The sequence below is a fragment of the Pyxidicoccus caerfyrddinensis genome (genome assembly GCF_010894405.1).
Classification (GTDB): domain Bacteria; phylum Myxococcota; class Myxococcia; order Myxococcales; family Myxococcaceae; genus Myxococcus; species Myxococcus caerfyrddinensis.
Genome location: NZ_JAAIYA010000002.1, coordinates 162,270 through 188,959, shown reverse-complemented (window position 1 = coordinate 188,959; position 26,690 = coordinate 162,270). Strand labels below are relative to the sequence as shown.

Annotated in this window: 21 protein-coding genes; 14 read left to right on the top strand and 7 right to left on the bottom strand. The window is 70.0% G+C overall.

Annotated features, from left to right (window positions below):
* Positions 1 to 27: 27 nt before the first annotated feature.
* The gene (locus G4D86_RS04375; protein WP_163989700.1) at positions 28 to 876 is read left to right on the top strand and encodes a hypothetical protein; all 849 of its coding nucleotides are present in this window, start codon (positions 28 to 30) and stop codon (positions 874 to 876) included.
* Positions 873 to 1,073 carry a hypothetical protein gene (locus G4D86_RS04370; RefSeq protein ID WP_163989697.1) on the top strand — a complete coding sequence of 67 codons (201 nt, stop codon included), beginning with the start codon at positions 873 to 875 and terminating at the stop codon, positions 1,071 to 1,073. Before G4D86_RS04375 ends, G4D86_RS04370 begins: the two co-directional genes overlap by 4 nt.
* Before the next feature lie 14 nt (positions 1,074 to 1,087).
* Here the strand turns inward: G4D86_RS04370 and G4D86_RS04365 are convergent, their stop codons facing one another.
* Entirely contained in the window at positions 1,088 to 1,825 is a 738-nt protein-coding gene (locus G4D86_RS04365; protein ID WP_163989695.1) for a hypothetical protein, read from the bottom strand.
* A gap of 65 nt (positions 1,826 to 1,890) precedes the next feature.
* Here G4D86_RS04365 and G4D86_RS04360 point away from each other — a divergent pair, with 65 nt between their 5' ends.
* Positions 1,891 to 2,481, top strand: coding sequence for a hypothetical protein (locus tag G4D86_RS04360; RefSeq protein WP_163989692.1), 591 nt, complete (start codon positions 1,891 to 1,893; stop codon positions 2,479 to 2,481).
* A 3-nt stretch (positions 2,482 to 2,484) separates the two neighbouring features.
* On the opposite strand, the gene G4D86_RS04355 is transcribed toward G4D86_RS04360, so the two are convergent.
* Positions 2,485 to 3,102: a hypothetical protein gene (locus G4D86_RS04355; protein ID WP_163989688.1), complete on the bottom strand. Its 618-nt coding sequence runs from the start codon at positions 3,100 to 3,102 to the stop codon at positions 2,485 to 2,487.
* Between the two features lie 289 nt (positions 3,103 to 3,391).
* Between G4D86_RS04355 and G4D86_RS04350 the strand changes: the two genes are divergently transcribed.
* From G4D86_RS04350 to G4D86_RS04330, 5 genes are all read left to right on the top strand, one after another.
* On the top strand, positions 3,392 to 3,808 hold the full coding sequence (locus tag G4D86_RS04350) for a hypothetical protein (RefSeq protein WP_163989686.1): 417 nt from the start codon (positions 3,392 to 3,394) through the stop codon (positions 3,806 to 3,808).
* A gap of 22 nt (positions 3,809 to 3,830) precedes the next feature.
* On the top strand, positions 3,831 to 5,633 hold the full coding sequence (locus G4D86_RS04345) for an acyl-CoA dehydrogenase (protein ID WP_163989683.1): 1,803 nt from the start codon (positions 3,831 to 3,833) through the stop codon (positions 5,631 to 5,633).
* Between the two features lie 121 nt (positions 5,634 to 5,754).
* Positions 5,755 to 6,564, top strand: a complete 810-nt coding sequence (locus tag G4D86_RS04340) for a hypothetical protein (protein ID WP_163989680.1) — start codon at positions 5,755 to 5,757, stop codon at positions 6,562 to 6,564.
* A 697-nt stretch (positions 6,565 to 7,261) separates the two neighbouring features.
* The gene (locus tag G4D86_RS04335) at positions 7,262 to 7,930 is read left to right on the top strand and encodes a hypothetical protein (protein ID WP_240360036.1); all 669 of its coding nucleotides are present in this window, start codon (positions 7,262 to 7,264) and stop codon (positions 7,928 to 7,930) included.
* A 159-nt stretch (positions 7,931 to 8,089) separates the two neighbouring features.
* Positions 8,090 to 9,298 (top strand): DUF1615 family protein, encoded by a 1,209-nt coding sequence (locus G4D86_RS04330; RefSeq protein ID WP_163989677.1) that lies wholly within the window; start codon positions 8,090 to 8,092, stop codon positions 9,296 to 9,298.
* Positions 9,299 to 9,316: 18 nt separating this feature from the next.
* On the opposite strand, the gene G4D86_RS04325 is transcribed toward G4D86_RS04330, so the two are convergent.
* From G4D86_RS04325 to G4D86_RS04315, 4 genes are all read right to left on the bottom strand, one after another.
* Positions 9,317 to 10,444: a hypothetical protein gene (locus tag G4D86_RS04325; protein ID WP_240360035.1), complete on the bottom strand. Its 1,128-nt coding sequence runs from the start codon at positions 10,442 to 10,444 to the stop codon at positions 9,317 to 9,319.
* 12 nt (positions 10,445 to 10,456) lie between these two features.
* Positions 10,457 to 10,930: a hypothetical protein gene (locus G4D86_RS52580; protein ID WP_240360034.1), complete on the bottom strand. Its 474-nt coding sequence runs from the start codon at positions 10,928 to 10,930 to the stop codon at positions 10,457 to 10,459.
* 120 nt (positions 10,931 to 11,050) lie between these two features.
* Positions 11,051 to 12,526 carry a M16 family metallopeptidase gene (locus G4D86_RS04320; protein WP_163989674.1) on the bottom strand — a complete coding sequence of 492 codons (1,476 nt, stop codon included), beginning with the start codon at positions 12,524 to 12,526 and terminating at the stop codon, positions 11,051 to 11,053.
* The gene (locus G4D86_RS04315; protein WP_205519454.1) at positions 12,523 to 13,929 is read right to left on the bottom strand and encodes a M16 family metallopeptidase; all 1,407 of its coding nucleotides are present in this window, start codon (positions 13,927 to 13,929) and stop codon (positions 12,523 to 12,525) included. The genes G4D86_RS04320 and G4D86_RS04315 overlap by 4 nt, the downstream gene beginning before the upstream one ends.
* A gap of 159 nt (positions 13,930 to 14,088) precedes the next feature.
* On the opposite strand from G4D86_RS04315, the gene G4D86_RS04310 reads away from it, so the two are divergent.
* From G4D86_RS04310 to G4D86_RS04280, 6 genes are all read left to right on the top strand, one after another.
* Entirely contained in the window at positions 14,089 to 18,315 is a 4,227-nt protein-coding gene (locus G4D86_RS04310) for a DEAD/DEAH box helicase family protein (RefSeq protein ID WP_163989671.1), read from the top strand.
* Positions 18,316 to 19,079: 764 nt separating this feature from the next.
* Positions 19,080 to 19,745, top strand: a complete 666-nt coding sequence (locus G4D86_RS04300; protein ID WP_163989665.1) for a zinc-ribbon domain-containing protein — start codon at positions 19,080 to 19,082, stop codon at positions 19,743 to 19,745.
* A gap of 122 nt (positions 19,746 to 19,867) precedes the next feature.
* The gene (locus tag G4D86_RS04295; RefSeq protein WP_163989662.1) at positions 19,868 to 20,008 is read left to right on the top strand and encodes a hypothetical protein; all 141 of its coding nucleotides are present in this window, start codon (positions 19,868 to 19,870) and stop codon (positions 20,006 to 20,008) included.
* 387 nt (positions 20,009 to 20,395) lie between these two features.
* Complete coding sequence (locus tag G4D86_RS04290) at positions 20,396 to 20,656, top strand: hypothetical protein (protein ID WP_163989660.1); 261 nt, start codon at positions 20,396 to 20,398, stop codon at positions 20,654 to 20,656.
* Positions 20,657 to 20,965: 309 nt separating this feature from the next.
* Positions 20,966 to 21,733: a hypothetical protein gene (locus tag G4D86_RS04285; RefSeq protein WP_163989658.1), complete on the top strand. Its 768-nt coding sequence runs from the start codon at positions 20,966 to 20,968 to the stop codon at positions 21,731 to 21,733.
* Complete coding sequence (locus G4D86_RS04280; RefSeq protein ID WP_240360033.1) at positions 21,730 to 22,638, top strand: type VI immunity family protein; 909 nt, start codon at positions 21,730 to 21,732, stop codon at positions 22,636 to 22,638. Before G4D86_RS04285 ends, G4D86_RS04280 begins: the two co-directional genes overlap by 4 nt.
* Positions 22,639 to 22,647: 9 nt before the next feature.
* Here the strand turns inward: G4D86_RS04280 and G4D86_RS04275 are convergent, their stop codons facing one another.
* Positions 22,648 to 26,532 (bottom strand): DEAD/DEAH box helicase, encoded by a 3,885-nt coding sequence (locus tag G4D86_RS04275; RefSeq protein ID WP_163989656.1) that lies wholly within the window; start codon positions 26,530 to 26,532, stop codon positions 22,648 to 22,650.
* Positions 26,533 to 26,690: the final 158 nt, after the last annotated feature.

Genomic DNA, 26,690 nt, shown 5'->3' with positions numbered 1-26,690 from the left:
GCCCGCGCGGTACGGAGCCACGGACACATGAAGCCGCTGTCGGACCGGACGGGCCACCTCACGCGCTGGGTCGGCCTGGGGGGACTGCTGCTGCTGGTGGCCACCGCGGCCCTGCTGCGCGAGCCTCCGCCCCCACCCGTCCCCGCGCCCACGCTGGCGCCAGCCTTCCCACCCCCCGTGCAGCCCGTGCCGCGGGTGGGGACGGGCCGCATGCAGCGCCTCTTCCCGGACTATCCGAAGGCCACCGTCATCCCCATGGGGCGCCTGGAGGCCAACGGCAACCCGATGGAGATGGCGTACTTCGAGACGACGAGCCCCGCCGCCGAGGTGCTCGAGTTCTACGCCCGCGAGTTCCGCCGACGCGGGCACCGCGTCGTCAACCAGCCGGACGGGACCGGGGGCGGAGCGGTCAACTACTACGACGCCACCCGCGGCGCGCTCGTCTCCGTCACGGCCATCGGACTGGGCGGCAAGGAGCCGCGCACCATGGTCTTCCCCTCCATCGTCGATGCCCCCGAGGGCGTCCACCTCAAGAGCAGCGTGCCGGACTCGCTGCCCCGCCCTCCCGGCGCGATGACGGTGCTGCGGGTCGACGACCGCAACCCGGGCCCCTCGGAGGGAAGCACCACCGTCACCGAGGTGGCTCCCGGCACCCCGAGCATGCTCGCCGGCTTCTACCTCGCGCAGCTCCGGGAGCGCGGCTTCTCGCAGGTGGACTCGCGCTCCGCGGAGCACGGCGTGGAGCTGCGCGACTTCGAGCGGCCCGGCGAGCACCTCTCCCTCTCGCTCTCCCCCGTCGCGAAGGACGGACTGCCCGAATCGCTCGTCACCCTGGTCCTGGAGCGGACCCCGTCGACCGAGGAGCACCCACCATGAACGGATGGCTTTCCCGCTCGTACCGCTGGCTCGTGCGCTCCCGCTCGCGCGGTCAGGCCGCCGCGGAGTTCTCACTGTTGCTGATGGTGCTGATGCTCGGCGCGCTCGGCATCACCACCTTCGCGCCGGACATGTTCGCGGCCTTCACCATGTACGTGTGCGGGTTCTACATCGTGCTCGGGTACCCGCTGGGTTGAGCGGCGCCGGCCCCCTATTGTCCCGGCGTCCGGGGGATGGCGATGGGCACCGAGCCCAGCTCCGGGCGGGCGCCGGTGCCCGTCTTCCGGGCCACCCAGGTGGCCTCGGTGTCACGGATGGACTCCACGCCGAACACCGGCACCTTCGGCGTGGAGACCACCGTCACCGCGGCCCCTGTCTCCCGCCGGAAGGTGCGCTGGCGAGCCCTTCCCGCGAAGGCACCGCCCCGCAGCTCGGTGTCCGTCTCCGCCGTCAGCGCGCCTCGCAGCTCGGGCTGGTCCATGTACAGGTCGACGGGAATGGAGATGGGCGCATTGGGCGGGACGGAGACGGCCAGCCGCTCCACCATGGGGCGCGTGCCCCCGATGACCCAGACCACCACCAGCGTGCGCGGCTTCGTGCCGTAGTCCAGCTCCACCTGGTACAGCGGGCTGCCATCCTCGCGGCGAATCGCCTCGCCCACGACGGCGGCGCGCACCGGGAAGCGCCCCTGCTTCGAGCTGAACTCGTACTCCACCCAGGTGCCGACCACGGGCTGGAACGTGCCGTAGAGCAGCGGTGGAGGGACCAGGGCCCGCGCCTCGGCCAGGCGCGAAGGGTCCACGACGGTGCCCCCATCCTCCAGCGCCGGAGTGCCGGCGTCGGTCATGGGAGCCGCCCCAGGCCCCGCGGCGCCGCCGTCAGCGGCCAGCGCCACCGTCGTGCCAAGCAACAGCTTGCCGCAGAGCAACACCGTCGGAAGGCGGGCCATGGAAGCCACACTATCAAGGGCCCTGTCTTGGATTCGAGACAAAAGCCAGACATCGGAGAGCGTCAATGAGCAGGGCATGGGTTGTCATGGGAGCACTGCTGTGCCTCCTGGCCTCACCGGTGCGCGCCCAGGAGTCCGCACCCGGAGGGATGCTCGGACTGCCGCTCGTCGTCCGCGAGGGCGGCTGGGCGCGCTACGTGGCGGAGTCCTCGGACGGGCCCACGCAGTTCGTGGTCAGGGTCGGTGCGCCCGGGAAGCACGGCGGCCGGAGCGGCCGGTGGCTCCTCCTCGAAATCGAGGTGCCCTCCACGGGCCGCGTCGCCCTGCACTTCCTCGTCGAGGGAGAGCGCTTCACGGCCGACAAGGTGCTCCTGCTGCGGGTGCTGGTGCCCGGACAGACTCCGCGCGAATCCTCGGACGCCTTCGCCGACGCGAAGCAGCCGCCGCGGCAGCCTCGCGTGCTCCGACGGGGCACGGAGACGGTCGCCGGCCGGAAGCTCGAGGTGACGGAGTACTCCTATCCGGAGGGGCTCACCGCGGAGTGGTCTGCCTCGGTGCCCGCGCTGGGACTGGTCCGCGTGTCCGGGCCCCAGCCCTTCCAGCTCGTCGCCTTCGGCACCCGGGGAGACCCCTGGAAGGGCGCGGCGGCGCCCTGAGCGTCAGGGCCGCCCCGGGCGCGAGGCGAGTCCCGCCTGGAGGAGCTTCCCGCGCACGGTGCCGGCGTCCGCGTCGGCGAGCCGGGCCTCCAGGTGCAGCGCCATGCCGCGCCCCGCCAGGAGGAGCACGCGGGGCAGGCCCTCCTCCTGCTTGTGCAGGCTGAACCACTCCAGCTCCGAGAAGCGCGTCCGCCGGCCCAGCGGGTCGATGAAGCTGTCACCTCCCAGGAAGAGGGCGGGCACGACACGCAGGCCGAGACCTCCGAGCCACGCGGCCAGCCCCAGGCAGAACGTCCCCAGGGCGGGCCTCCCCTCCGTGTAGAGGAGGTGCAGTCCCAGGAGCCCCAGCACGCCCATCGCCATGAGCACCTGCACATAGGTGCCGACCCGCGCATGGGCCTCGAGGACCCGCAGCACGCGGGCCCGCGCCAGCACCCACGCGCCATGGAGGGACAGGAGCGCGAGCCCCACCGCCGCCACGGCCACGCCCAGGTCAATCATCCCCCGGCGCCCGCCCAGCGCCTGTGACTCCCGGACGAGCCCCACCGCGCAGCCGCTGAAGAACACCAGCGCCAGCACCTGGAAGCCGACAGCAAAGCGTGGGAACGAGGGGCTCTTCATCTGTTGCTCCGAGCGCATCACATCACCGGTGGCTTGGGCATACGGGGAAACCGTCGACTCCCGTCAGGTAGCCGACCAGGCAGGCGCCAGCCCTGCTTCACGCCCTGCCCACGGACGGACGGCACCGGAGCGCCCCTACATGGCGGGCCTGCCTGCCCGTCATCAACCTTCCCTGACGGACGTGCCTCGGTGGGGGTGCCTGCGTCCGGGGAGCGTGAGTCCCATGTGGAGTCCATCGTTCCGCAGAGCGAAACGCACGCCCTGGCGGTCGCGAAGTCCGCGCGAGGGAGTGCTGGGCCCCAGGACGGCGGCAATCACTTTCGCGGTGCTGGAGGTGCTGTCCCTGCGGCGCGCAGCGGGCGGCGGGCTGACGCGCGCACGCGCGAATCGCGGGCTGGCCATCGCGGCCCTGGGGGGCGCGACGCTGCGGCTGCTGAAGTCCCGCCTGGACTACCTGCGCCAGGGGAACCGGCGGGTCCGCCGCCTGGCACCTGCCACGACGCGAGAGCCTCTCAAGACGGCGCTCGCCATGGCGGTGCTCGGCGCGCTGGCGCTGCCGCTCATGCGGGAGCAGGAGGCGAAAACGCCGACCCGACGGAGGCCCACGCCACCGCCCGGGAAGGAAGCCGCGTCCGCGCGCTCGGTAGATGACGGTGGCGAGGACTGGGACGACCTGGGCCTCAACGGGGCCATCGCGTCCTGGTAGCGCTCCTGGTAACACCGGGCGCATGACCGCGCCTCGCCCCAACCCGCTGCTGTCGGACCGCGACGTGGACTTCCAGCTCTATGAGGTGCTGGACGCCGCGTCCCTGTGCGCGCTGCCCGCCTTCTCCGAGCACTCGCGCGACACCTTCACCCTGCTGCTGGACAGCACCCGCCGCTTCGCACGCGAGGTGCTCTACCCCACCTACCGCCCCATGGACGCGGAGCCGCCGGTGTTCAAGGACGGCCGCGTCCACGTGCACCCGCTGATGCGCAAGCTCTACCCGCAGCTGGTGGAGCTGGGCCTGCTCACCGCCACGCGGCCGCCGGAGGTGGGCGGGCAGCAGCTGCCGCTCACCGTGCACGCGGTGTCCAGCGCGTACCTCATGGCGGCCAACCTGAGCGCCTACGCGTACGTGGGGCTGACGCTGGGCGCGGCGCACCTGTTGGAGGTGTTCGGCTCGCCCGAGGTGCAGGCCATGTTCATGGAGCCCCTGTACCGGGGCGAGTGGACGGGCACCATGGCCCTCACCGAGCCGCAGGCGGGCAGCAGCCTCGCGGACGTGAGGACGCGCGCCACGCCCGCGCCGGACGGCACCTGGCGCATCCAGGGCTCCAAAATCTTCATCAGCGGCGGCGACCAGGACTTCACGGACAACGTCATCCACCTCACGCTGGCGCGCACCGAGGGCGCCGAGACGGGCGTGAAGGGCATCTCCCTCTTCGCGGTGCCGGCGCGGCGGCTCGAGGGCGGGAAGCTGGTGGACAACGATGTCCGCGTGGCGGGCGTCATCCACAAGATTGGCTGGAAGGGCATCCCCAGCCTCGCGCTCAACTACGGCGAGGAGGGCAACTGCCACGGCTGGCTGGTGGGCCCGCCCGGACGCGGGCTGGCGTGCATGTTCCAGATGATGAACGAGGCCCGCATCATGGTGGGCATGAACGGGGTGGCCACCGCGCTGGTGGCGTACCACGAGGCGGTGGCCTACGCGCGCGAGCGCCCCCAGGGCCGACCCGCCGGCATCCGCGACGCCACGCGCCCGCAGTCGCCCATCATCGAGCACGCGGACGTGCGGCGCATGCTGCTGCGGCAGAAGTCGATTGTAGAGGGCGGCCTCTCGCTGCTGCTCGCCGCGTCGTACCAGGCGGACGTGGCGCTGCATGGAACGGACGAGGACTCGCGCAAGCGCGCGCAGCTGCTGGTGGACCTGTTGACGCCGGTGGCGAAGACGTTCCCCGCGGAGCGGGGCTTCGAGTCCAACGCGCTCGCGGTGCAGGTGCACGGCGGCTACGGCTACTCCAGCGAGTACCTGCCGGAGGCGTGGCTGAGGGACCAGAAGCTCAACAGCATCCACGAGGGCACCACCGGCATCCAGGGCCTCGACTTGCTCGGGCGCAAGGTGGTGGCGGGAGGCGGCGCGGCGCTGCAGTCCTTCGGCGAGGAGGTCGCGGCGACGGTGGCGCGGGCGCGCAAGGCGGGCGTGGAGGCGGCGTGGTGCGACGCGCTGGAGGCGGCGCTGGGCGAGGTGGCGGAGGTGGTGGGCGCCCTGGGCGCGCGCGGCATGTCCGGCGAGGTGGAGCTGATGCTGCGCCACAGCGCGGACTTCCTGGACCTGTTCAGCGTGCTCGCGGTGGCGTGGCGCTGGCTGGCCCAGGCGGCGGCGGCGAAGGAGGGCCTGGCGCGCGGCGGCGACGGGGACTTCTACGAGGGCAAGCTGGCGGCCGCGCAGTACTGGTTCGCCGTGGAGCTGCCCCGCGTGCCCCTGCTGGCCTCGCTGTGCCGGACGGGCGAGGACTCCTACGCTCGCATGCGCCCCGAATGGTTCTGACCGCCTCGCACGTCTGCCCGCCTGCCCTCCCCGCCCGAGCGGCGGAGGGGGCGGTCCCCGCGAAGGCGCCCGCTCGCACGTTTCTGATGCACCGATTGTTGGTGCTCGTAAGATGTAGAGCGTGACTGTTTCTTTCCACCTCTGCCAACCCGGCGGCGGCGCCTCATGTGGTGCCTGCTGTGGCCTGTACAACTTCAGGGACCACTCGCGCGCGGCGGTGACGGAGCAGCTCGCGATGCAGACGGAGCGGCTGCGCCGTGCGCCGTGGGAGCCGTCGGCGTGGCAGGAGGCGGCGCGCGAGCTCATCGCGGCGCGGCGCGCGGAGCCGATGTTCCCCGCGGTGCGGGTGTGCCCGCTGCTGGGTTTCCTGGACAAGGACCGCAAGCAGGTGGGCTGCCTGGGGCACCCGCTGGTGACGGGCGGGACGGACCTGCGCGACTGCGGTGCGTACCGCGCCTCCGTGTGCGAGACGTTCACGTGTCCGTCCTTCGGCTGGCTCAATGACGCGCAGGCGCGGCTGGTCCAGGCGGCGTGCGCGGACTGGTACCTGTACGGGCTGGTCATCACCGACGTGGAGTTCGTGCGCGGCTGCCTGCGGCTCATCGAGTGGGAGCTGGGCGGGCCGGCGAAGCCCGAGGTGCTGATGGAGAAGCCGGAGGTGCTCGCGGCGGTGCGCAAGCTCTTCGCGCTGAAGGAGACCGCGCCCCGGCGCGACGCGAAGGCCACGGTGTTCGGCCGCTTCAGCCGGGACACCGAGGGCGAGCCGGTGCCGCGCACGGTGGACTACGTGCGCCTGGGCATGCGCGCGTCGCCCGAGGACGACGTGGTGCTGTGCCTGGGCTACACGCCCCAGGACTCCACCGAGCTGATGGCGGCGCGCGAGCTGGTGCGCTCGCACGTGAAGGCCGTGTCGCGGCTGCTCGCGGGCTGAGCGGAGCTGGGGCCTGCCTGGAATGGCGTGACGGGGGAGAGAACCCGCCGCCACCGGGCCATCGCCCCGTCCCGCGGCCGGTCGAAGTGGAAGGAACGTTCCTTCCACGGGGCAGCCGCCCGACGGGGTGGTCCCAGGTGCCGTGCCTGGCTGAGGTCTGGTGGAAGAAACATTCCTTCCGCGAGCCCGCCGCCCGAAGGAGACCCCGGGTGCCGTGCCTGGCTGAGGTCTGGCGGAAGGAACATTCCTTCCACGAGTCCTCCGCCCAAGGGAGACCCCGGGCGCCGTGCCGTCTCGCGGTATGGCGGAAGGAACATTCCTTCCACGAGTCCGCCGCCCGACGGGGTGGGACCCGGTTGCCGTGCCGTTCCTGGACCTGAAGGAGCCGCCCCATCGTCCGCCACCGCACATCCCAGGTGGCCACTGTCTACCCGCCACCGTGTTACCGGTGACGTCGCTCCCACCCTGACGGGCAAGCACGCAGCTTGCAGCGGCAAGCCGCGAGTCAATTCGGATGGGAACGCGAGGTGGACGGATGGGCAGTCGATGGGCGTGGGTGGGAATGGTGGGACTCTGCGCGTTGGCCTCGGGGTGTCACGAGCGTGGAGAGGACAACACTTCTTCGGCTGCACCGCGTGTGGAGGCGGCGTCGCCGGACACCGCGGAGGCGGGGGCCCTGGGGATCCAGGCGCCGGTGATGAATGCAGTGGCGCAGGGCCCGGTGGTCCAGCCCGGCACAACAGAGCGGCGCGCGCCGCCCACCGGCACGCAGGTGCGTGAGCCAACGGAAGGCGGCTCGACAGCCAGCGCTCCGGCGGGAGCCAACGCGACGAACACGGGCACCCCGCCAGCATCGGCCAGCTCGGCGAACGCGAACGCAGGCACGGGCACGGGCACGGGCACGGGCACGGCGGGTGCGCCCGCGACGGGCACGGCCGCGACCGGCACTGGCACCGCATCCCCGGGAGCAGCCGGCACGGCGCAGGCGCCCGCGCGAGGCGGCCGGGTGATGATTGGCTACGAAGCGGTGCAGGCGAGCGACGATGAAGCCTGGCACCTGGGCGCGGCGCGCGCGGCGAAGGACGCGGCAACGGGCGGCAGCGGCAACGCGGGCGCCACGCTGGAGGACGTGGTCATCGCCTCCAGCTCGGTGAGCGGGCGCGTCACGCGGGTGGGGAAGAACGCCATCACCGTGAGGGACCAGGAGGGCGGCGTCTACGAGCTGCAACTGGACCGCCGCAGCCGGGGCCTGCGCCAGGGCCGCAAGGTCTCCCTGCGCGGGCTCGAGGAGGGCACACCGGTGCGCGCGCAGTTCGTCCTCATGGGCGGCCGCACCGTCGCGCGCGACGTGCAGATTCGCCGCTAGCGCCACGCTTCCTCCACGCGGCCGGGGCGTCACGCGGTATGACGCCCCGGTTCATGAATTCGCCCGGCCGCCCACCCGTCGAGAGAGCGGGCGGCCCGCGGGCGATGGCACCCCACCGGCTGTTGCAGTGTCCGAGTGTGGAGCCCTGGAGGCGAGCGCATGGAGGCAGGAGCACCCCGGCGGTCCGGGACGCGGTGTCACCTCTGGCTCACCGTGCTGCTCGCGGCCTGCGCGCTCACCGCGTGCAGGCGCGGAGCGGGCACGCTGGAGCCTTCCGTGCCGCCTCCGCCCCGGCTCACCGTGGAGCAGGTGGCGCGGCTCCTCCCACCCAACGTGAAGGAGCGCGAGGGCTGGGCGAGGGACGTTCTCGCCGCGCTGGAGGTGGAGGAGCTCGCGCCCTCGCCGCCGGCGGTGTGCTCGGTGCTGGCCGTCATCGAGCAGGAGTCCGGCTTCGAGGCGGACCCGGCGGTGCCGGGCCTGCCGAAGCTGGTACGCACGCGACTGGAGTCGCACGCGGACAAGCTGGGCCCCCCAGGCCGCAAGGTGCTGGCCTCCGTGCTGGAGGGGAAGGCGCCGGGCCAGAAGCGCACCTTCGACGAGCGGCTGAGCACGGTGCGCACCGAGCACGACCTGGACCGGCTCTTCCGCGACATCCTCGCGTACTACGAGGACAAGTACCCGAAGACGTACGCGCTGGCGGACCTGGCCAGCTCGCTCTTCGCGTCGGGGAAGCTGGAGGACCTCAACCCCATCACCACCGCCGGATCCATGCAGGTGAGCGTGCGGTACGCGGTGGAGAAGGAAGGCGACGACGCGGACCCGATTGAAGTGCGCGAGCGGATGTACACGCGAGCGGGAGGCGTGCGCTACGGCACCGCGCGGCTGTTGGGCTACGAGGCCGCCTACCCGGAGCCCCTCTTCCGCTTCGCGGACTACAACGCGGGCGTCTACGCCTCGCGCAACGCGGCCCTACAGGCGCAGGTGAGCCGCCTCACGGGCCTGGCGCTGGCGCCGGACGGAGACCTCCAGCTCTACGACAAGCAGGGCGAGCCGCTGGACGACGACAGCAAGTCGCTCCAGGCGCTGCTCGCCTTCCGCCAGCGCTACGCCCCGGAAGTCAGCGAGCGGCAGGTGCGTCGGGACGTGCGCAAGGAGAAGGAGCGGGACTTCGAGGACACCGACACGTTCCGCGCGGTGAAGCGCGTCTACGCGCGGGAGACGGGCGAGTCCCCCGCCTACGCGCAGCTTCCCCAGGTGACGCTGCGGAGCCCCAAGCTGAAGACGGAGCGCACCACCGCGTGGTTCGCGCGCTCGGTGCAGGGGAGATTCGAGAAGTGCCAGGCCCGCTACCGCGCGCTGGCGAAGTAGCGGGCCCGACGACTCAGCTCACGGCGTGGTGAAGAAGGAGCTGATGGCCTCCGAGGAAGCGAAGGGCAGCGACTCGCCGAAGGTGAAGGGCTTGCGCTCGATGTCGGACCCGGGCGAGTCCATGGCCGCCACGCGCAGGTAGTAGATGCCCCCCGAGGGCAGCACCCCGGGCGGCAGCCGCACCTGGGTGGCCGAGCCGGGCAGGTACAAGCGGACGTACGACGTGCCCAGGAAGCTCTCCGGGTCGAACTTGTAGATGCTCACCCGGTACGCGTTGGCCCCTCCCAGCGTGGGCGCCTGCCACGAGATGACGGGGCTGGCCGAGCCCACCTCACGCGCCACGCTCGCGGGCACACCGTCGATGTTCAGCTCGCGGGGCGGAGACACGCGCGGCTGCACGGGCCCCGCGACGAGGCTGTCCAGCCGGTCGTACATCACCATTGTCCCCGACAGGTAGAGCTGGCTGCCCGAGCCATCCGGAATGGGCTGGAGGGTGCGGAACGAGTACTGCGCGGCGGCCACCGTGCCCCAGCTCGACGGGAACGGATTGCCGTACGTCAGCCGGCGCGTGAAGTCATACGAGGCGCCCCGGGGAAGCTGCAGGGTGAGCAGCTCGCCCGAGTAGCCCACCCAGCCGTCCGAGAGGCCGTGCGCGGCGGGCGTGACGTAGAAGTACGGATAGGACGGCGTGGCCGACGGGTGCACCTCGGCGGCCCGGGCGGTGTACTGGGGCAGCCGCCACTCGATGGGGAACTCCGCCATGGGCACGGGCTGCATCACCCCGGTGATGGGCAGCGGCGTGGTGCCGTCCGGGGTGAAGTCGAAGGCGCCCATCTCCACGCTGCGCACCACCGTGGAGTACGCCAGCGCGCCGCCATCCGGCAGCGTGCCCGCGTCCATGGGGTTGAGCTGGTTCACGACGAGACGGTCTCCCTTGTCCGCCTCGAACACGGGGATGGGGCCGGTGCCGGACCACAGCTCGGAGCCGGTGGAGACGACGCTCGTCTGCCCGGTGGGGTCGACGTCGAGGATGTCCACGCCGCCGTACAGGTCCACCTGCCGGGAGGCCACCTGGAGGCTGGAGCCGGGAACCGAGCTGCCCTGCCATGGCGCCCACGGCGCCAGGCCCACGAGGTTGAGCTGCACGGGCGTCGTCGACTACTGGCTGAGCACGGTGTCCGCGCGGCCCAGGCGGTTGCCGCCGATGTCCACCTGCCGCTCATCGGTGACGATGTAGCTGGAGCCGGTCTTCAGGTAGTACGGGCCGGAGGGCACACCCGCGAACTGGTAGCCGCCGTCCACGGCCGCACCGGTGAGGCGCGTGAAGGTGGCCCCGTTGGGGACGAGCACCTCGAGCGAGCGCGTGGACAGGTCATCGGTCCGCTCCGCGACGCCCACCGCGGTGTGGAAGCGGGTGGTGCTCGTCACGAGCACCGTGTCGCCGATGGGAGTGCCGCCATCGGACGCACAGCCCTCGGCGATGGGCACGCCCATCCAGGTGCCGTCACCGCCGGTGGAGTCGGTGTCCACCGGGGACTGGCCGTCCTGGAGCTCCGACGAGGTGCCGGGCTCACCGCCAGCACAGCCCAGCCACGTGGCACAGAGCAGGAGGGAGAAGTGACGCAGGTACATGAAACCCCCGAAAGAATGGAAAGGGTGGAACACCCTACGGGGGGCCTCTGACGTCGACGGGTGAGCCGTCTGACATGCGCCGGCCCGAGAGGATTCGGGCCGGCGCGGTGCGACGCGCCTTCAGTTCTTCGCGGGGGCGGCGAGCGGAGCGAAGCGCTTGTCGGAGATCTTCATCTCGGTGACGGTGCCGTACTTGCGGGCCACGTCGCGGATGGCGGACGCCTTGCCGATGAGGACGACGGTGAGGTCCTGCGGCGAGGGCAGCGTGCGCTGGATGACGGCGCGCACGCTGTCGCGGGTGGCGGCGGAGACGTCGCTGGCGAAGCCGTCCACGTCGCTGGAGTCGAGCCCGTAGAAGGCGAGCTCGGACAGCTTGCCGGCCACCTGCGCGCCCGTCTCCAGCGTGGGCGGGAACTGGCCCAGCACGTACGCCTTGGACGACGCGAGCATGGCGTCATCCATGCCGGACTGGCGGTAGCGCGAGAGCACGTCCAGCGCCAGGTCGATGGCGCGGCCGGTGGACTCCGTCTTCGTGTACGAGCTGATGACCACGGGGCCCGGGCGCGAGTTGCGGATGAAGTACGCGCTGGCGCCGTAGCTGAGGCCGGACTTCACGCGCAGCTCGGTGTTGAGCAGCGAGGTGAAGCGGCCGCCGAACACGGTCTCCGCCAGCTCCACGGCGACGCGGTCCGGGTCATCGCGGGAGATGCCGGTGTTGCCAATCCAGAAGTACGTCTGGGTGGCGTCCGGCTTGTCCACGAGCAGCACGCGGCGGCCCTTGGAGGCGGAGGTGGCGGGCACCTCGGGCGCGGGCGAGGCGGCCTTCGCCCAGCCACCGAAGGCGGACTCCAGCTTCGACGCGAGCGCCTTGGAGTCGAAGTCACCCACCACGGAGAGGATGAGCCGGTCCGCGCCGAGGTGGTTCTTCGCGTAGGCGAGCACGTCCTCGCGGGTGAGGCCCGGCAGGGACGCCTCGCTGCCGCGCACGGGGGCACCGTACGGGTGGCTGGTGAAGTGGAACGCCTGGAAGTAGGCGCCAATGAGGGCGCGCAGGTCACCGTCCTTGGCGGAGGCGATTTCGGACACCATGCGCTCGCGCGTCTTCTCCAGCTCGTCCTGGGAGAAGCGCGGACGGGTGAGCATGTCGGTGAGCAGCTCCACCATCAGCCCGGTGTCGCGCGACATGAACTGGCCGTTGATGATGAGGGACTCGAGGGTGGGCAGCACCTCGAGGGTGCCTCCCACTCCGTCCACGGCCTCGGCGAACTGGCGGGCGTCACGAGGGCCGGCGCCCTTCTGCATCAGCTCGCCGGTGAGGGCGGCCAGGCCCTCCTTGCCGGCGGGAGCGCCGAGCGCGCCGCCGCGAATCCACGCGCTGAACGAAACGAGCGGCAGATTCCTCCGCTCCACGAGGAGCAGCTTCGCGCCGTTCTTCAGCGTGACGGTGGTGGGCTTGGGGAGCGTTACGCCCTGCGCCGGAGCCGGAGCAGGCGTCGCCGGCTTCGGAGCCGGAGTGGCGGGGCCCTGCGCGGCGGAGGGGAAGGCGGAGAGCAGCAGCGCGCTGAGCAGGACCTTCCAGGAGAGGGGCGCCATCATCGCGTGGCCTCCTTACGGGTGTCGGGGGTGGCGTCCTTCTCGTCGGTGGGCACGAGCCACCCGACGGTGCGGCGCTGGGAGTTGAAGATGCGCGCGGCGACCTTGCGCACGTCCTCGCGGGTGACCTTCTCGAACCGTGCGGGGGCGTCGAAGAGCTGGCGGTAGTCGCCGCGGAAGACCTCGGCGGTGCCGAGCGCGCGGCCGCGGCCGTCATTGGTCTCCAGGCCGCGCCAGTAACCGGCGAGGGCGATGTTGCGGGCCTTGCGCAGCTCGGCCTCGGTGACGCCGTCCTTCACGACACGGTCGAGCTCCTCGGTGAGCATCGCCTCCACCTTCGCGAGGTCACCGCCGGGGGGCAGGTCCGCCTGAATCCAGACGAGCGACGGGTCGAAGCCGGGGGAGAACAGGGGCTCGACTTTGATGGCGACGCGGGCCTCCTCGACGAGGCGGCGGTGCAGGCGCGAGGAGTCGCCGTCGGCGAGGATGCGCAGGAGCAGGTTGAGCGCCTCGGCGTCCGCGTCCTTCCCGGAGATGCCGTGGTAGGCGAGCTGGAGGATGGGGGACTGGGCCAGCTTGCGGACGACGACGCGGCGCTCCCCGTGCTGCTCGGGTTCCTGGGTGCGGACGGGGGCGGGGGCGGGCTGGGAGGGGATGGGCTCGAGGTACTTCTCCGCGAGCGCGAAGATTTCGGCGGGGGTGACGGCGCCGGTGACGATGAGGGTGCCGTTGTTGGGGGCGTAGTACGTCTTGAAGTAGCGCTGGAGGTCCTCGAGCTTCCAGGACTCGATGTCGGACGGCCAGCCGATGACGGGGAACTGGTACGGGTGGGCGACGTAGGCGGTGGCCTGGACCTGCTCCTGGAGGGCGCCGGCGTTGTAGTTGTCCACGGAGGAGCGGCGCTCCGAGTAGACGACGCCGCGCTCGGACTCGATGACCTTGGGGTCGAAGGCGAGGTTCTGGAGGCGGTCGGCCTCGAGGTCGAAGATGAGCTCGAGGGCGGAGCGGGGGAACCACTCCATGTAGACGGTGACGTCCTCGGAGGTGAAGGCGTTGTTGGCGCCGCCGTTGGCCTCCATGACGCGGTCGAACTCACCGGGACCGTACTTCTTGGCGCCGTTGAACATCATGTGTTCGAAGAAGTGGGACAGGCCGGTGATGCCGGGGTACTCGTTGCGGCTGCCGACGCGGAACCAGTTGTAGAGGACAGCGTTGGGGATGTCCTGGTCGGGCCAGACGATGACCTTCATCCCGTTCTTGAGGGTGCGAGCCTCGATGCCGGCGCCGAGCTTCTGCGTGGTGGCCGAGGAAGGCTTGGACGCCGCCCTGCCCTGTCCCTGCGCGCCCGCGACGGGGGCCGCGAGCAGGGCCAGGCAGGACGCCCAGAGTAACGACTGACGGAACATCCGTGCTCCTGTCGTGAGGAAGACGCCCGGGAACGGGCGGCCGGGCACCATATTCCAGGTGCCGCCCTCCCGTGTGACTGAGGGAGGGGGACGACAGGGCGAGGGGACACGGACCCGGAGTGGAGAAAGCCCGAAAGAGGTGTGGGTTAGAGTCCCTGAGTGTCCTCCCCCTTTCTGTCGATTCCGGAATCCCAGTGGGTCGCGTCGAACGCGCATGCCTTCGCAATCCGCGACGGCTTCCCGGTGAGTCCGGGCCACACGCTGGTGATTCCCCGGCGGCTGGTGGCCACCTGGTTCGAGGCCACGGCCGAGGAGCAGCGCGCCCTCTTCGAGCTGGTGGACGTGGTGCGGCACGGGCTGGAGCTGGAGCTTCAGCCGCACGGCTACAACATTGGAATCAACGTGGGTCAGGCGGCCGGGCAGACGGTGTTCCACCTGCACGTGCATGTCATTCCGCGCTTCACCGGAGACATGGCGGACCCTCGCGGTGGAGTCCGACACGTGATTCCAGGCAAGGGCAACTACCTCACCGGGCAGGCGAAGCCGCTGGCCACGGGCGGCACGAAGGACCCGTTCATTCATCACCTGGAGCCGCTGTTCTCGCAGGCGATGGAGGTCGCGGTGCTCGCGGCCTTCGTCCAGGACAGCGGGCTGGAAGTGCTGCGCGAGTCCGTGGACGCGGCACTGACTCGCGGGGCCCGGGTCCGAATCCTCACGGGTGACTATCTCGCCATCACCCAGGCGGACGCACTGCGCCGGCTGCTCGACTGGATGGACGAGGACACCGCGCTCCAGCGTGAAGGACGTGGACGGTTCGAGGCGCGAGTGGTGGAGGTGGAGAAGCAGGGGGTGCCCTCCTTCCATCCGAAGTCGTGGCGCTTCCTGGGGCCAGGGCTGGCGGTGGCCTATGTCGGTTCGAGCAACATCTCCCGGGCGGCGCTGAAGACAGGCATCGAGTGGAACCTCCGCGTCGAGCGCGACCGCGACCCACGGGCCTGGAACGAGGTGGTGGAGGCCTTCGAGGGCTGGTGGACGCGAGCATCGCCGCTGGATGCGGAGTGGGTGGAACGCTACGCCCTCCGGGCGCGGGATGCGGGCCGTACGCTCCCACCGGGTGACGTGGAAGCGGAGCCCACGCTTGCCAGGCGTGAGCCCCATGGTTTGCAAGAGAAGGCCCTCGAGGAGCTGGCGCGCAGTAGGAGAGAGGGGCGCCGCCGGGCGCTCGTCGTCCTCGCGACCGGGCTGGGAAAGACCCTGCTCGCCGTGCTCGACGTGGAGGCGTTCGGGAAGGAGCTGGAACGAACACCGCGCGTGCTCTTCCTCGCGCATCGGGAGGAACTCCTCGTCCAGGCGGCGGAGACCTTCCGGAGACAAATGCCGGGTCTGCGCTTCGGCTGGTGCGTGGGTGAGCGCTCCCAACTCGCGGGGGAGGTGGTGTTCGCGTCGGTCCAGAAGCTCTCACGCCCGGAGGGACTCCAGCGGCTCCGGGAGACGGCGGCCTTCGACTACGTCATCGTGGATGAGGTGCACCACGCCGCGGCGGCGAGCTACCGGGCCATCCTCGCGTGTCTGGAGCCGCGGTTCCTGCTGGGCCTCACGGCGACGCCCGAGCGCGCGGATGACGGCGATGTACTTGGACTCTTCGATGACCATCTCGCCTGGCGCTCGGACCTTGGCGAGGGCATCCAGGAGGGCCTGCTCGCGCCTTTCGCCTACTTCGGCCTGAAGGACGCGGTGGACTACGAGAACATCCCTTGGCGGAACCGGCGTTTCGACTCCGAGCAGCTTGCCCAGGCGGTGCAGACGGAAGCACGCATGCAGACACTGTGGCGCGCGTGGCGGGAACACGCCGCGAGCCGCACCCTGGTGTTCTGCTGTTCGGTGAGCCACGCCAACTACGTCCAACAGTGGTTGACCACCCAGGGTGTGCGCGCGGTCGCGGTCTACTCGGGAACGGGTTCGGCGGACCGGGCCTGGTCGCTCCGGCAACTCGCCGAAGGGACGCTGGACGCGGTGTGCGCCGTGGACCTGTTCAACGAGGGTGTCGATGTCCCGAGCATCGACCGGGTGGTGATGCTGCGCCCCACGGAGTCACCGGTGGTGTTCCTCCAGCAGCTCGGCCGGGGACTGCGGAAGTTCGAGGGCAAGGAGCAGGTCACCGTCATCGACTTCGTGGGCAATCACAAGGTGTTCCTCGACCGGGTGCGCACGCTCCTCGCGCTGGGAAGGAGCCCGGTGTCGCTGCGCGACTTCCTGGTGGGCGGCAAGGAACCCGAGCTGCCCCCAGGGTGCGCCGTGCAGGTGGAGGTGGAGGCCAAGGACCTGCTCCAGCGTCTGCTCCCCTCGGGAGGCTCAGAGGTGGAGCGCATCTACCGCGAGCTTCGAGATGCGCGAGGCACCCGCCCCAGCGTGGGCGAGCTGTACCGCCGGGGTTACGCCCCCACGACATTGCGCAAGGTCCATGGGAGCTGGTTCAACTTCGTGAAGAGCGAGGGAGACCTCAACGAAGGAGAGGCTCGCGCGCTGGAGAAGGGACAGGGCTGGTTCGAGGAGCTCGAGCTCACGCCCCTGAACAAGTGCTTCAAGATGGTGCTGCTGGAGGCACTGCTCGAAGCGGACGCACTGGAGAGAGGAATGGCATTGCCCGAGCTGGCCCGGCGAAGCCTCGCCCTCCTGCAGCGCTCACCCGAGCTGCTCCGGGACCTGGAGGACGTGGAGGCGCTCGACGACCCTCGCAACCCGAGCGCCACGAATTTCCTCGCCTACTGGAAGGCCAATCCCATCAAGGCCTGGACCCAGGGCAGCAGGTGGTTCCGGGTGGAAGATGACCGGTTCGTCCCACGTCTTTCGATTGAGCCGGAAGGAAAGCAATCTTTCGAGGAGATGACCTACGAGCTGGTAGATTATCGGCTCGCACAGTACCGACGGCGACGAAATTCCCAGCTTGAGGGAACGGCGTTCGAGGCCAAGGTCTTCTCCAACAAGCGAGACCCCATTCTCAAGCTGCCGGACCGGGACAAGCGCCCGGACCTGCCCTCGGGCCCCACGGATGTCCGGCTGCCCGATGGCAGTGTCTGGCGCTTCGACTTCGTGAAGATCGCCATCAACGTGGCTCGTTCACCTGGGGCACAGCGAAACCAGCTACCAGACCTCTTGAGGCAGTGGTTTGGCCCCACCGCGGGCGCGCCGGGAACGGGGTTTCGCGCCCGGTTCACGCCTGGACCTGATGGCTGGTGGGTGGAGCCCGTTCAGGCGGAGGTCATTCCATTCGTTCGCCCCGGAACGCTTGTGGCCTTTCCCAGCCTGCGAGCAGCCGCAGGTGCGGTGGACCCTGCGGTGTCGCTGGAGAGTGCACCAGAAGCGGAGCACGTCCGACTGCCAGTCCAAACACGCGGCGAAGGTCTGTTCGCGGTGCGCGCCTCGGGTGACTCCATGGAGGGAGGCGAACGGCCCATCAGAGATGGCGACTGGCTGGTCATGCGTTTCGCGCGAGCCGCCGGTGCGGGTTCCGTGGAGGGCAAGGTGGCCCTCGTCCAGGTGCCGGACCCCGCTGGGTACGCCTACCAGGTGAAAAGGCTCGTGCGAGTCGATGGTCTCTGGCTCCTGCGTTCCGACAATCCGGAGCGTCCCTCGTTCGAGGCAGGCAAGACGGTGGTACCCATCGCATTGCTCGCCGAAGTCATCCCGCCCGAGCGGCTTGGCCCGGAGCGAGGGGCACAGCTCACGGATGGGCAGCTCATGGAGTACTTCGGCCTGAGCGCGGCACCGAAGACCGGGCGCTACGAAGGCCATCTGTTCCTGTGTGTCTCGAAGCAGGGAATGCTCACCGAGCCAGACCGCATCGACCTGAGAGTCGCGGACCGGCGCCCTGCTGAAACCGCCTTCGTGCTGACGCGAGAGGGGCCGCAGAGCCCCTGGCAATACTGGGGCGTGGTGCACTGGCGAGATGACGAGGGCCGATGGGCTCTTTCGGAACCAGTGGACCATGACACCTGGCGTGCACTGGGCCATGGTCGTAGCAGCTCGAGGCGTCTGCCCGACGAGGCAACAAGCCAGGCTGCGGCATGGGTCGACCGCTTCCTGGCGGAGAGCCCACCGGACCAATTCATCGAACACAACGGGAAGCGGTGCCGCGTCGTAGGCAGGGCTCCAGCAGGAGGGCTGCGCATCGACGGCGGAAAAGGTGGCTTTGCTGAGCGGACGGTCAGCCTCACGGACCTTGCCTGGGCAATGGCAGCCCAACAGGCGGCACATGAATCCGGCGGTACGCTTGATGAGGCGCTCGTCAATCAGCTGCGCTATCTCGAAGGCACGCCCAAGGAGTCCACCCGTTGGATTGACACTGGATGGGCCCTATTCCTGCTGAAAGCGCGGACCATGCAATAAACACACAACAACACCATTCATTCACCCGAATGTCGGCGCAAGCATCTTCAACAATGCCACCCCATCCATGCTTGCCGACATCACAGCTACCTATCTTGTCGACAAATTCAGAACGACGAACCTCCACTTATCAGTCTTGATACCATTGAAACACCCTGTTCCGAGCTGAGCCTCGCCCCAGCTCGCGAGCTTACCGGCCAGCTCAAGGCTTGGTGAGAAACTGACCCCAAGGGCAGCAGCAATAGCGTTTCGGGTATCGTGCCCATCGAAGTAGCCAGAGAACTCTCCTTGCCGACATTGCCGGTACCTGCGGAAATCCATGTCGACAAACCCTACGAACTTGGAGGGACCGAATAGCTGCTTCGAAGGCTCATATACCCAATACGAAGTCTGCCGCAGCAGCTGCCGAGCCAAGCTCGTATCTTCGCGAATCCCCTCGTTGAATTCAAGAAGCGATCGCCACACGTCCTGCGGATTCGACACAAAGCTCAACAAGATTGTCATTGTCCCTCATACGTCCTCACGAATCCCTCAACAAGACCCGACAAGCATACATATTTGTTAAACATCAGGTCAAATCCACCTCAGGACAGGTCCCCCGAGACCCTCATGTGGTTCCGCAACCACCCAGCAGGCCGCAATCATCTAGCAATATTGACGAAGGCTGCTCGCAGCTCAGAATGCCTGCTTTGGATGTCGTTCCGCCTGCCGGTTCCACTCACAAGCAGGACGTAGGCGGCAGCCCCCAAGAAAGAGAACCAAGCATGGCACTGATTTCGTGCAGCGAATGCGGCAAGCAAATTTCCGACAAGGCCGCCTCATGTCCGAGCTGCGGTGCTCCTGTACCAGCGACGTCTACTTCGGTTGCTGCCGGCCCTGCCGAAAGACCGCAGCCGACGCCGACAACGGCCGCTTCGACAAATATGGTTGGTCAGGCCCAAGCTCAAGCCATGATCCCACCGAAGAAGAAGCAAGGGATCACCGCCTCGCGTGTCGTCCTCTGGAGCATTCTTCTCGGGCTGATCTTCGTCTTTTTCAAGATGAAGACGGGCTCTAGCCTCGCTGGCGCAGTAACGGGGCCACAGACTATCGTTTCTGAAACCATCTCACTGAAAGAGGGACAGGCGATGGGGTACGGATTTCGCATTCCGTCGGACAGGCGCGTCGAGGTGAAGGTCTCAGCAAACCCCAAGCCCGTCAATGTCATGCTGATGACCGAGAGCCAGTGGGCGAAGTACAACGAGGCACACGGAAGCCTCTTCGGCGGCCAATATGAGTACAAGCAGGCCCTGTCCAAGAAGTCGGTCCTGCAGATGGGGGAAAGCGATGTGCTTCCTGCGGGCAGCTACCGGATTGTCGTGGAACGGCCACAAGAGGCCCTAATCTTCAAAAAAGAGACGGCGGCCACGATTTCCATCATCGGGTACTAGCGCCCCACCATAAGCAAGCCAAAGCCAAGGGAGGGACCTCCGTGCTCGGCAAAGAGACCTGCGCCTAGAAGCCCGAGGCCAGCCTGAAGGCGGAGAAAGAACCTCGAAAGACGTACCAGCACTTGGTCCATGGGGAGTTCTCCTCGGAGCCGCACCACCTCGTTCCGGGGAATCAAGCCCACAAGCGCGCGAAGCTCCGCGCGCAGAAGAAGCGACTGGCCCCCGAGGATGCAGAGGCGGACAAGCGCGTGAAGACGGGCTGACTGACAACGAGCGACCTGTCACGTCGCGGGAAGACCCCATGTACTACCGACTCCGCTCAACCCCAGTTCTCGAAGGCCTCTACGACGTCTGGCAGCCCAGCCTCGGAGACAAGGTCGGCTGGCTCACGGGCCTGCCCATTCCCCCCCGCTGCCCGACCCCATCGAAGTCAAACTGGACGACAGCTACGGGACGCGGCTGTCGGACCTGTTCGACCATACGATTCCCCTCATGTGCGAGCGGCTCGTCGCGGCGCTTCGGCGGGCGGGGGTGGACAACATCGACACCTACCCGGCGGTGCTGGTGGACGCGCAGCGGAACCTGCGCATCCCGGCTACCAGGCCGTCCAGATTCTCGGCCGCGTCAAGGCCGCGGACCCGGAGAAGTCGGTGGTCTTCGACCCGACGGGCATCGGCCGCGACATCGTCTCGTTCGACAAGCTGATCATCAACGAAGAGGCCGGGCGGGGACTCCTCCTGTTCCGGCTGCTCGAGAGCGCGTCTACCCTCATCATCCACGAGCGGGTCAAGGCGGAGCTGGACAAGGAGTCCCTGCGGTTCGTCTCGGTGCACCGCCCCGATGAACCGCTGACGCCCCTCGACCTCGATGAACTGGATGACGGGAAGGCAGGCGGCGACAACGCGCCGTAGCGCCGCCCCACCCCTCCCCGCCAAACCGCAGCAGTGCCAGCAGCTGCTACGGCGACAGGGCCGCAGCGCCATCGGCCTCGGACAGCAGGCTGTCGGCCAGCTCGCGCTTCTCCGCGTGCAGGGAGAGAATGGCCTCCTCCAACGTCCCTCGGACACAGCACGTGGAGTGCGCTGGGCTCCGGCCAGTAGCGACTCACCGGTTGAAGCCGCAAGATGGCCCGAAGATACATGGCACTCCCCCATGAAGCAGCGCATGCCCTTGCTCCGGGCGACAGCCCGTCACCTTGCTTCCGCCCTGCGTGGATGCTCATGGCATGCCTGCTCCTCGGTGCCTGTGCGGGCTCGCCCTCCCGACGCGCCGAGCCCTACCGCTTCGACACGGTGTCCAACTCCTGCCGGCAGAACCCCGCCAACTGCGCGGCGCTCGCCGGCGGGGAGACGGCGAGCCCCACCCTGGCCGCGGCGGCGACCACGGGCTACGTGGTCGTGCGCGCGCTGGAGGACCCCGCCAGGGGCCTCATCGAAGCGATACTGGTCGAGTGCGCCGACCTGGCGCGCTCCGAGGTCCTGCTCCGCCATCGCCAGGACTTCGCGGCTCCGAGCCCCACGAGGGAAGAGTGCAACCAGCAGGTGAGGGACGCGACGGGCAGGCGCGTCCGCCGGGCCACGCAGCTCGGCCTGGAGATGCACCAGGAGGCCTTCAAGTGCGTGAAGGCGCGGCTGGGCAGGCTGCGGCCCGGAGGCTTCAGCCTGGAGCCGCACTACCGTTACGACTCGAAGTCCGGAAGGACGACGCACATTCCCGAGGATGATGTCGCGGCGCTACGGGAGTCCGGCAATGCGGGAGAGCTGTGGGGGACGCTCGCCCCGGATGTCGTCATCCATGCAGGGAGTCCCTTTCAAATCCAGGCGGTCTACGACTTCAAGTTCCCCTGCTCCCATCTGGATGGCATGCCTGAGTGGGACTCGTATTCGGTTGGGCATCCGAACCAAGAGTTCGATCAAGGGCAGCTCTATGAAGCAGCATTGAGAGTGCCACCCCTGCGTGTCGCTCCCAGGATAGGAGTCGAGCAATGAACAAGCCTCCTCCGCGGATTCGTCTCCGGAAGCCCAACGGGGTGCCCATCGCGCGCGACGCCCTGTGCATCAACCTCTACATGCGCCATCCGCGTCGAGAGGTGGCTCCCGCGCTCCTGCGCTCCATCGACCGCTACCGACGTGTGCTGGGCAATGACGTCCTCAGCAGGTACTCCTCTGAGGGATACGAGTGGGATGACCTCGACGATGCGGCGTGGGAGCACCTTCGCGGGGAGGTACTCGACGGCATGAGCGCCATCATCAAGCTGAAGGACATCACCAGCGGGGAGAATCGATTTCGCCTCGACTACTACGGCTCCTACGGCGCTCTCATTGGCCCCCCCACGGACGAGCCGACGACGGTGTGCGCCGTCAGCTTCTGGCTGCCCACCGAGTACCTGGAGGAGCACGGGCCCGGCCACGTGCGCGAGCTGGCGCTGGAGCTGGCCGCCCCCCTCCCCTTCTGCTCCGGCCACGCGGGGCTCGCCTTCAACACCGACTACGACCTGCTCTACGCCAGGCCCGAGCTGCGCAAGTGGCTCTTCCTCCACCCGGGCATGGATGCCCCCAGGCTCGGCAGGCTCGCGCTGCATCTGGGCGCGAAGGTCCGCACACCCTCGTGGCTCACCTTCCTCGGCCAGCCCGTGCTGGGCGAGCTCGGCGGTGCCTCCGGCCTCCGCTCCCGCCTCCAGTCACCCGACATCACCGTGCAGGAGATGGAAGGCGAGCGCGTCGTCGTCACCGTCGGCCCCGAGCCGGAGGCAGGTGAGGACGGGCGCATGCCACCCGCCTACCGCGAGCTGGCGCGCGTCCTGGAGCCCTGGCTCTTCCACGAGAAGTACCTCATCGACTCCACCCTCACCGCGGACGGGCTGCGCCGCTGGGAGCGCCGCCTGCTCGACTGAAGCGCCGCCTCACCCCTCCCCACCGAACCGCAGCAGGGACAGCAGTTGCTCGGGTGAAAGTGCCGCCGCGCCGTCCGCCTCCGACAGCAGGCTGTCGGCCAGCTCTCGCTTCTCCGCGTGCAGGGCGAGGATGGCCTCCTCCAGCGTCCCCTCTGACACCAGCCGCGACACCGTGACAGGCTTCGTCTGCCCAATCCGGTGCGCCCGGTCCGTGGCCTGGTCCTCCACGGCCGGGTTCCACCACGGGTCCAGGTGGATGACGTGGTCGGCCGCGGTGAGGTTGAGGCCGGTGCCGCCCGCCTTGAGCGAGATGAGGAACAGCTCCCCCTCCCCGCGCTGGAAGGCCTCCACCCGCGCCTGCCGCTCCGCCGGCGGCGTCTGCCCGTCCAGGTACTGCATGGACACGCCTCGCGCCTCCAGCGCCTGCCGCACCAGCGCCAGGTGCTTGACGAACTGACTGAAGACGAGCGCCTTGCCACCCGCGGCGCGCACCGTGTCCACCAGCTCCAGCAGCCGCTCCAGCTTCGAGGACGGCAGCGGCGAGTCCCCGTCCACCAGCCGCGGGTGGCACGCGGCCAGCCGCAGCCGGGTGAGGGCGGCCAGCATCGCGAAGCGCTCCTCCGGCCCCGGCTTCTCTCCCAGCCGGGCCAGCGCCGCCAGGCGCACGTCGTCGTAGAGACGGCGCTCTCCCTCGGACAGGGAGACGGGCACCACCGTTTCGATTCGCGCGGGCAGCTCGCGCGCCACCTGGGCCTTGGTGCGGCGCAACAGGAAGGGCCGCACCACGCGGGCCAGCGACGCGCGGGCGTGCGCGCTCCGCTCGCGTTCAATCGGGACGGCGAAGCGCTCGCGGAAGGACTCGCGGCTGCCGAGCAGTCCGGGGAAGAGCAGCGCGTAGAGGCTCCACAGCTCCGACAGGCTGTTCTCCACGGGCGTGCCGGTGAGGGCCACGCGGGCCTCGGCCTTCACGGCTCGCACCGCCCGGGCGCGCGCGGTGTCCGGGTTCTTCACCGCCTGGGCCTCGTCCACGATGAGCGTCGCGAAGGCCACGCCGGCGAAGCGCTCCGCGTCGCGCACGAGCAGCCCGTAGCTGACGACCAGCACATCACCGGGCCCCAGTGCCTCCAGCAGCGCCTCGCGCTCCGCCTCTCGGTAGGAGTGCACACGCAGCGAGGGCGCGAAGCGCTCCGCCTCGCGGACCCAGTTGAAGCCCACGGAGGTGGGGGCCACCACCAGCGCGGGCCCCTCCTCCGCGCGGTGCAGCAGCAGGGCCAGGGCCTGGAGCGTCTTGCCCAGCCCCATGTCGTCCGCGAGGCACGCGCCCGCGCCCCAGCCGGCCAGCCGGGCCATCCACGTGAAGCCCTCGCGCTGGTAGTCGCGCAGCTCGGCCTTCAGCGTCCGGGGCACGGGCACCTTCCGCGCCTGCGCCTCGCGGACGCGGGTGGCCAGCCGGCGCCAGTCGGGCGGGGCCTGCACGCGCGCTCCCGCCTCCGCCAGCGCGTCCAGCGCGGGTGCCGCCGCCGCGCTCACCTCCAGCCCGTGGCGCGTGGGGTGCGCCAGGTCCGCCAGCGGGGCGAGCCGCTCCCGCAGCTCCTCGGTGAGGCGCATCCACCGGCCCGGCCCCAGCCGCGCGTAGCGGTGACCCCGGCGCAGGGCCTCCAGCAGCACCGCCAGCTCCACGCGCTCCCCGTCCACCTCCGCCCCGCCCTCCACGCCGAACCAGTCCCGCCCCCGCTCCACCCGGACCTTCAGGCGAGACATGTCCGCCCAGTGCGACACCTTCCAGGGCTGCTCCTCCCACTCCACCGTCACCCCGGGGCCGGCGAGCGGCTCCAGCGCCTCCAGCAGCGCAAGCGAGGAGGCCACGTCCTCTCGGATGAAGCGGTGCGCGTCGGCGGGCAGGCCCAGTCGCTCGAGCAGCGCGGCGGCCTCGGCGCGCTCGGCCTCCAGCTCGCGGCGGACCCTGACGCGCTGGCGGCCCCGGTGGCCGCGCACCACCGGAGCGCCCTCACCCAGAGGCTGCGGCGGGGCTTCCGGCAGCGGCCGGACAAGCACCAGGCCATCCAGGGCCTCCTCTCCCACCGCCCGCAGGCGGACGAGCAGGCCGCGCGAGGGCTCCACCTCGGCGGCCTCCAGGGACTCGGGCAGGGACAGCGGGAAGCCGGCCTCCAGTCCGCCCAGGCTCGCCAGCAGCGGGCGGTGCGCGGAGGCCGGCAGCCGCGAGCCGTACTCCCGCAGCGTGGCGAGCAGCGCGCGCGCCTCGGGAGGCACGGCCACCAGGGTGACGCGCGGCACCTCGGGCTCCACGAAGAGCCACGGCTGCGCGGCGTGGAGCTCCAGGGGTGGCGCGTACAGGTCCTCCGGCCGGAGTCCGGCCCCATCGACGGAGGGCCGCACGCGCAGCGCGCCTCCGTCCTCCTCCTCGAAGGTGAAGCCGAGGGGCGCCTCGCGCACGCGCAGCGGCACATCGGGGCGCTCCGCGAGGCGCAGGCGGGGGCTGTGCGCGAGCGCGCGCAGCACCTGCAGGAGCAGCGGCCAGTTCCCCCCGCGCGAGGAGCCGACGCCCGAGGACGACAGCGCGGAGCCCGCGTCCATCAGGGTGAGCGCCTCCCGCTCATCCGGCCGGGTGAGCGCGGCGTGGACGTCGTCCTTGTCCCTCCATCCCACCTGGGTGCCCTTGGAGAGCCCGCCCTTCTTCGTCATCCGGTGCACGTAGGCCCGCACGGTGGGAGGGCCTCCGGTGAGGGCGCCCTCGAGGCGAAAGGTGACGTGCGGAACGGGCGCCGGGGCCTCGCGGGCGCGGGAGGCGAGCGACGCCTTCTCCAGGGCGGCGAGGATTTCCTGGCCGGGGACGACGAAGAGCAGCTCGGCCAGCCGCGCGTTGAACCCTCCGGCCTTCTCCCGGCTGAGCGCGTCCAGCACCGCGTCCAGCGCGGTGAGCGCGTGCACGCACTGCGCCCCGGTGTCGTGCGGGAAGCCCTGGGGACAGGGGCAGACCAGCGCCGGCCTGCCTTCGAGCAGCATGCGCGGCTCCAGACGGACGCCCGTGAAGGCGTCCCCGTGCACGCCGGGCGGTTGGCCAGCTCCCACCGACTCCGAGATGAGCAGGCGCAACGGCCGCTCCTGGAGATACACCTCGGCCCTGACCTCCAGCGCGCGAGGGGGCGCATGGGCCCGCACGCGCTCGCGCTCCCGCTGGAGCGCGTCCACCAGGGGCGCCAGCCGCGCATCCGTGGGAGGCCCACGAGGCGCCGCGGCCGCCTCCTGCTCCAGCCCCCGGCGCACCCGCTCTGCCTCCGCGAGCAACCATGCCCACGCCGCGTCCTTGAGCGCATCACCGTCACCGGCTCGCAGGTAGCGGCTGCCCTCGTCGGACGTCAGGAGGGAGAAGACGGAGCTCTGCGGCAGGTAGTGGAAGATGTGGTGCCGCTGGAGGGAGGCGGACAGGTGCGGCCGCAGCACCCCGATGCGGGCCAGGCCCGCGTGCGCGACGTGGTGGGCGTCCATCCAGGCACGCAGCGCTCCAGAGGTGCTGGGACGGGCGGCCTCGGAGGCGGCAGGCGGGTGGCCCGGGGTGTCCTGCGTCAGGTGCAGCCAGGCGAGACCCACGGCGACGATGTGCCTGCAGAAGAAGAGCGCCTCGAAGTCGGGGCACTGGCAGTCGAAGACGTTCCCCACGCCCGTGGCGGAGAGGCGGACGAGATACGGGCCCCGGCTGCCGGCCGCGACGACGCCCTCGACCGACTCCCCCGCCGTCCGCACCGACAGGACGCGCTTGCGGGCGAGCAGGTCCCTGCCCTGCTCGTAGAGGTCGTGGCCCCCTTCGTCGCGCAGCAGGCCATCGGTCAGCCACTGCCGGAGGGCGGAAGAGGACGCGAGGGATGAGTCGAGCATGTGAGACGCGGAAGCTACTTGCCGGGTCATGAGGAAGCGAGCCCTACCAGTGGGTCACCTCCTCAAACTCCGCGTCACCGTGCTTCATGTCCACCGGGCGGCATCCGCGACGTGCACGGCCCCGCGTCCCACGAGCAGGCAGGGGAGCGGCGGGACAC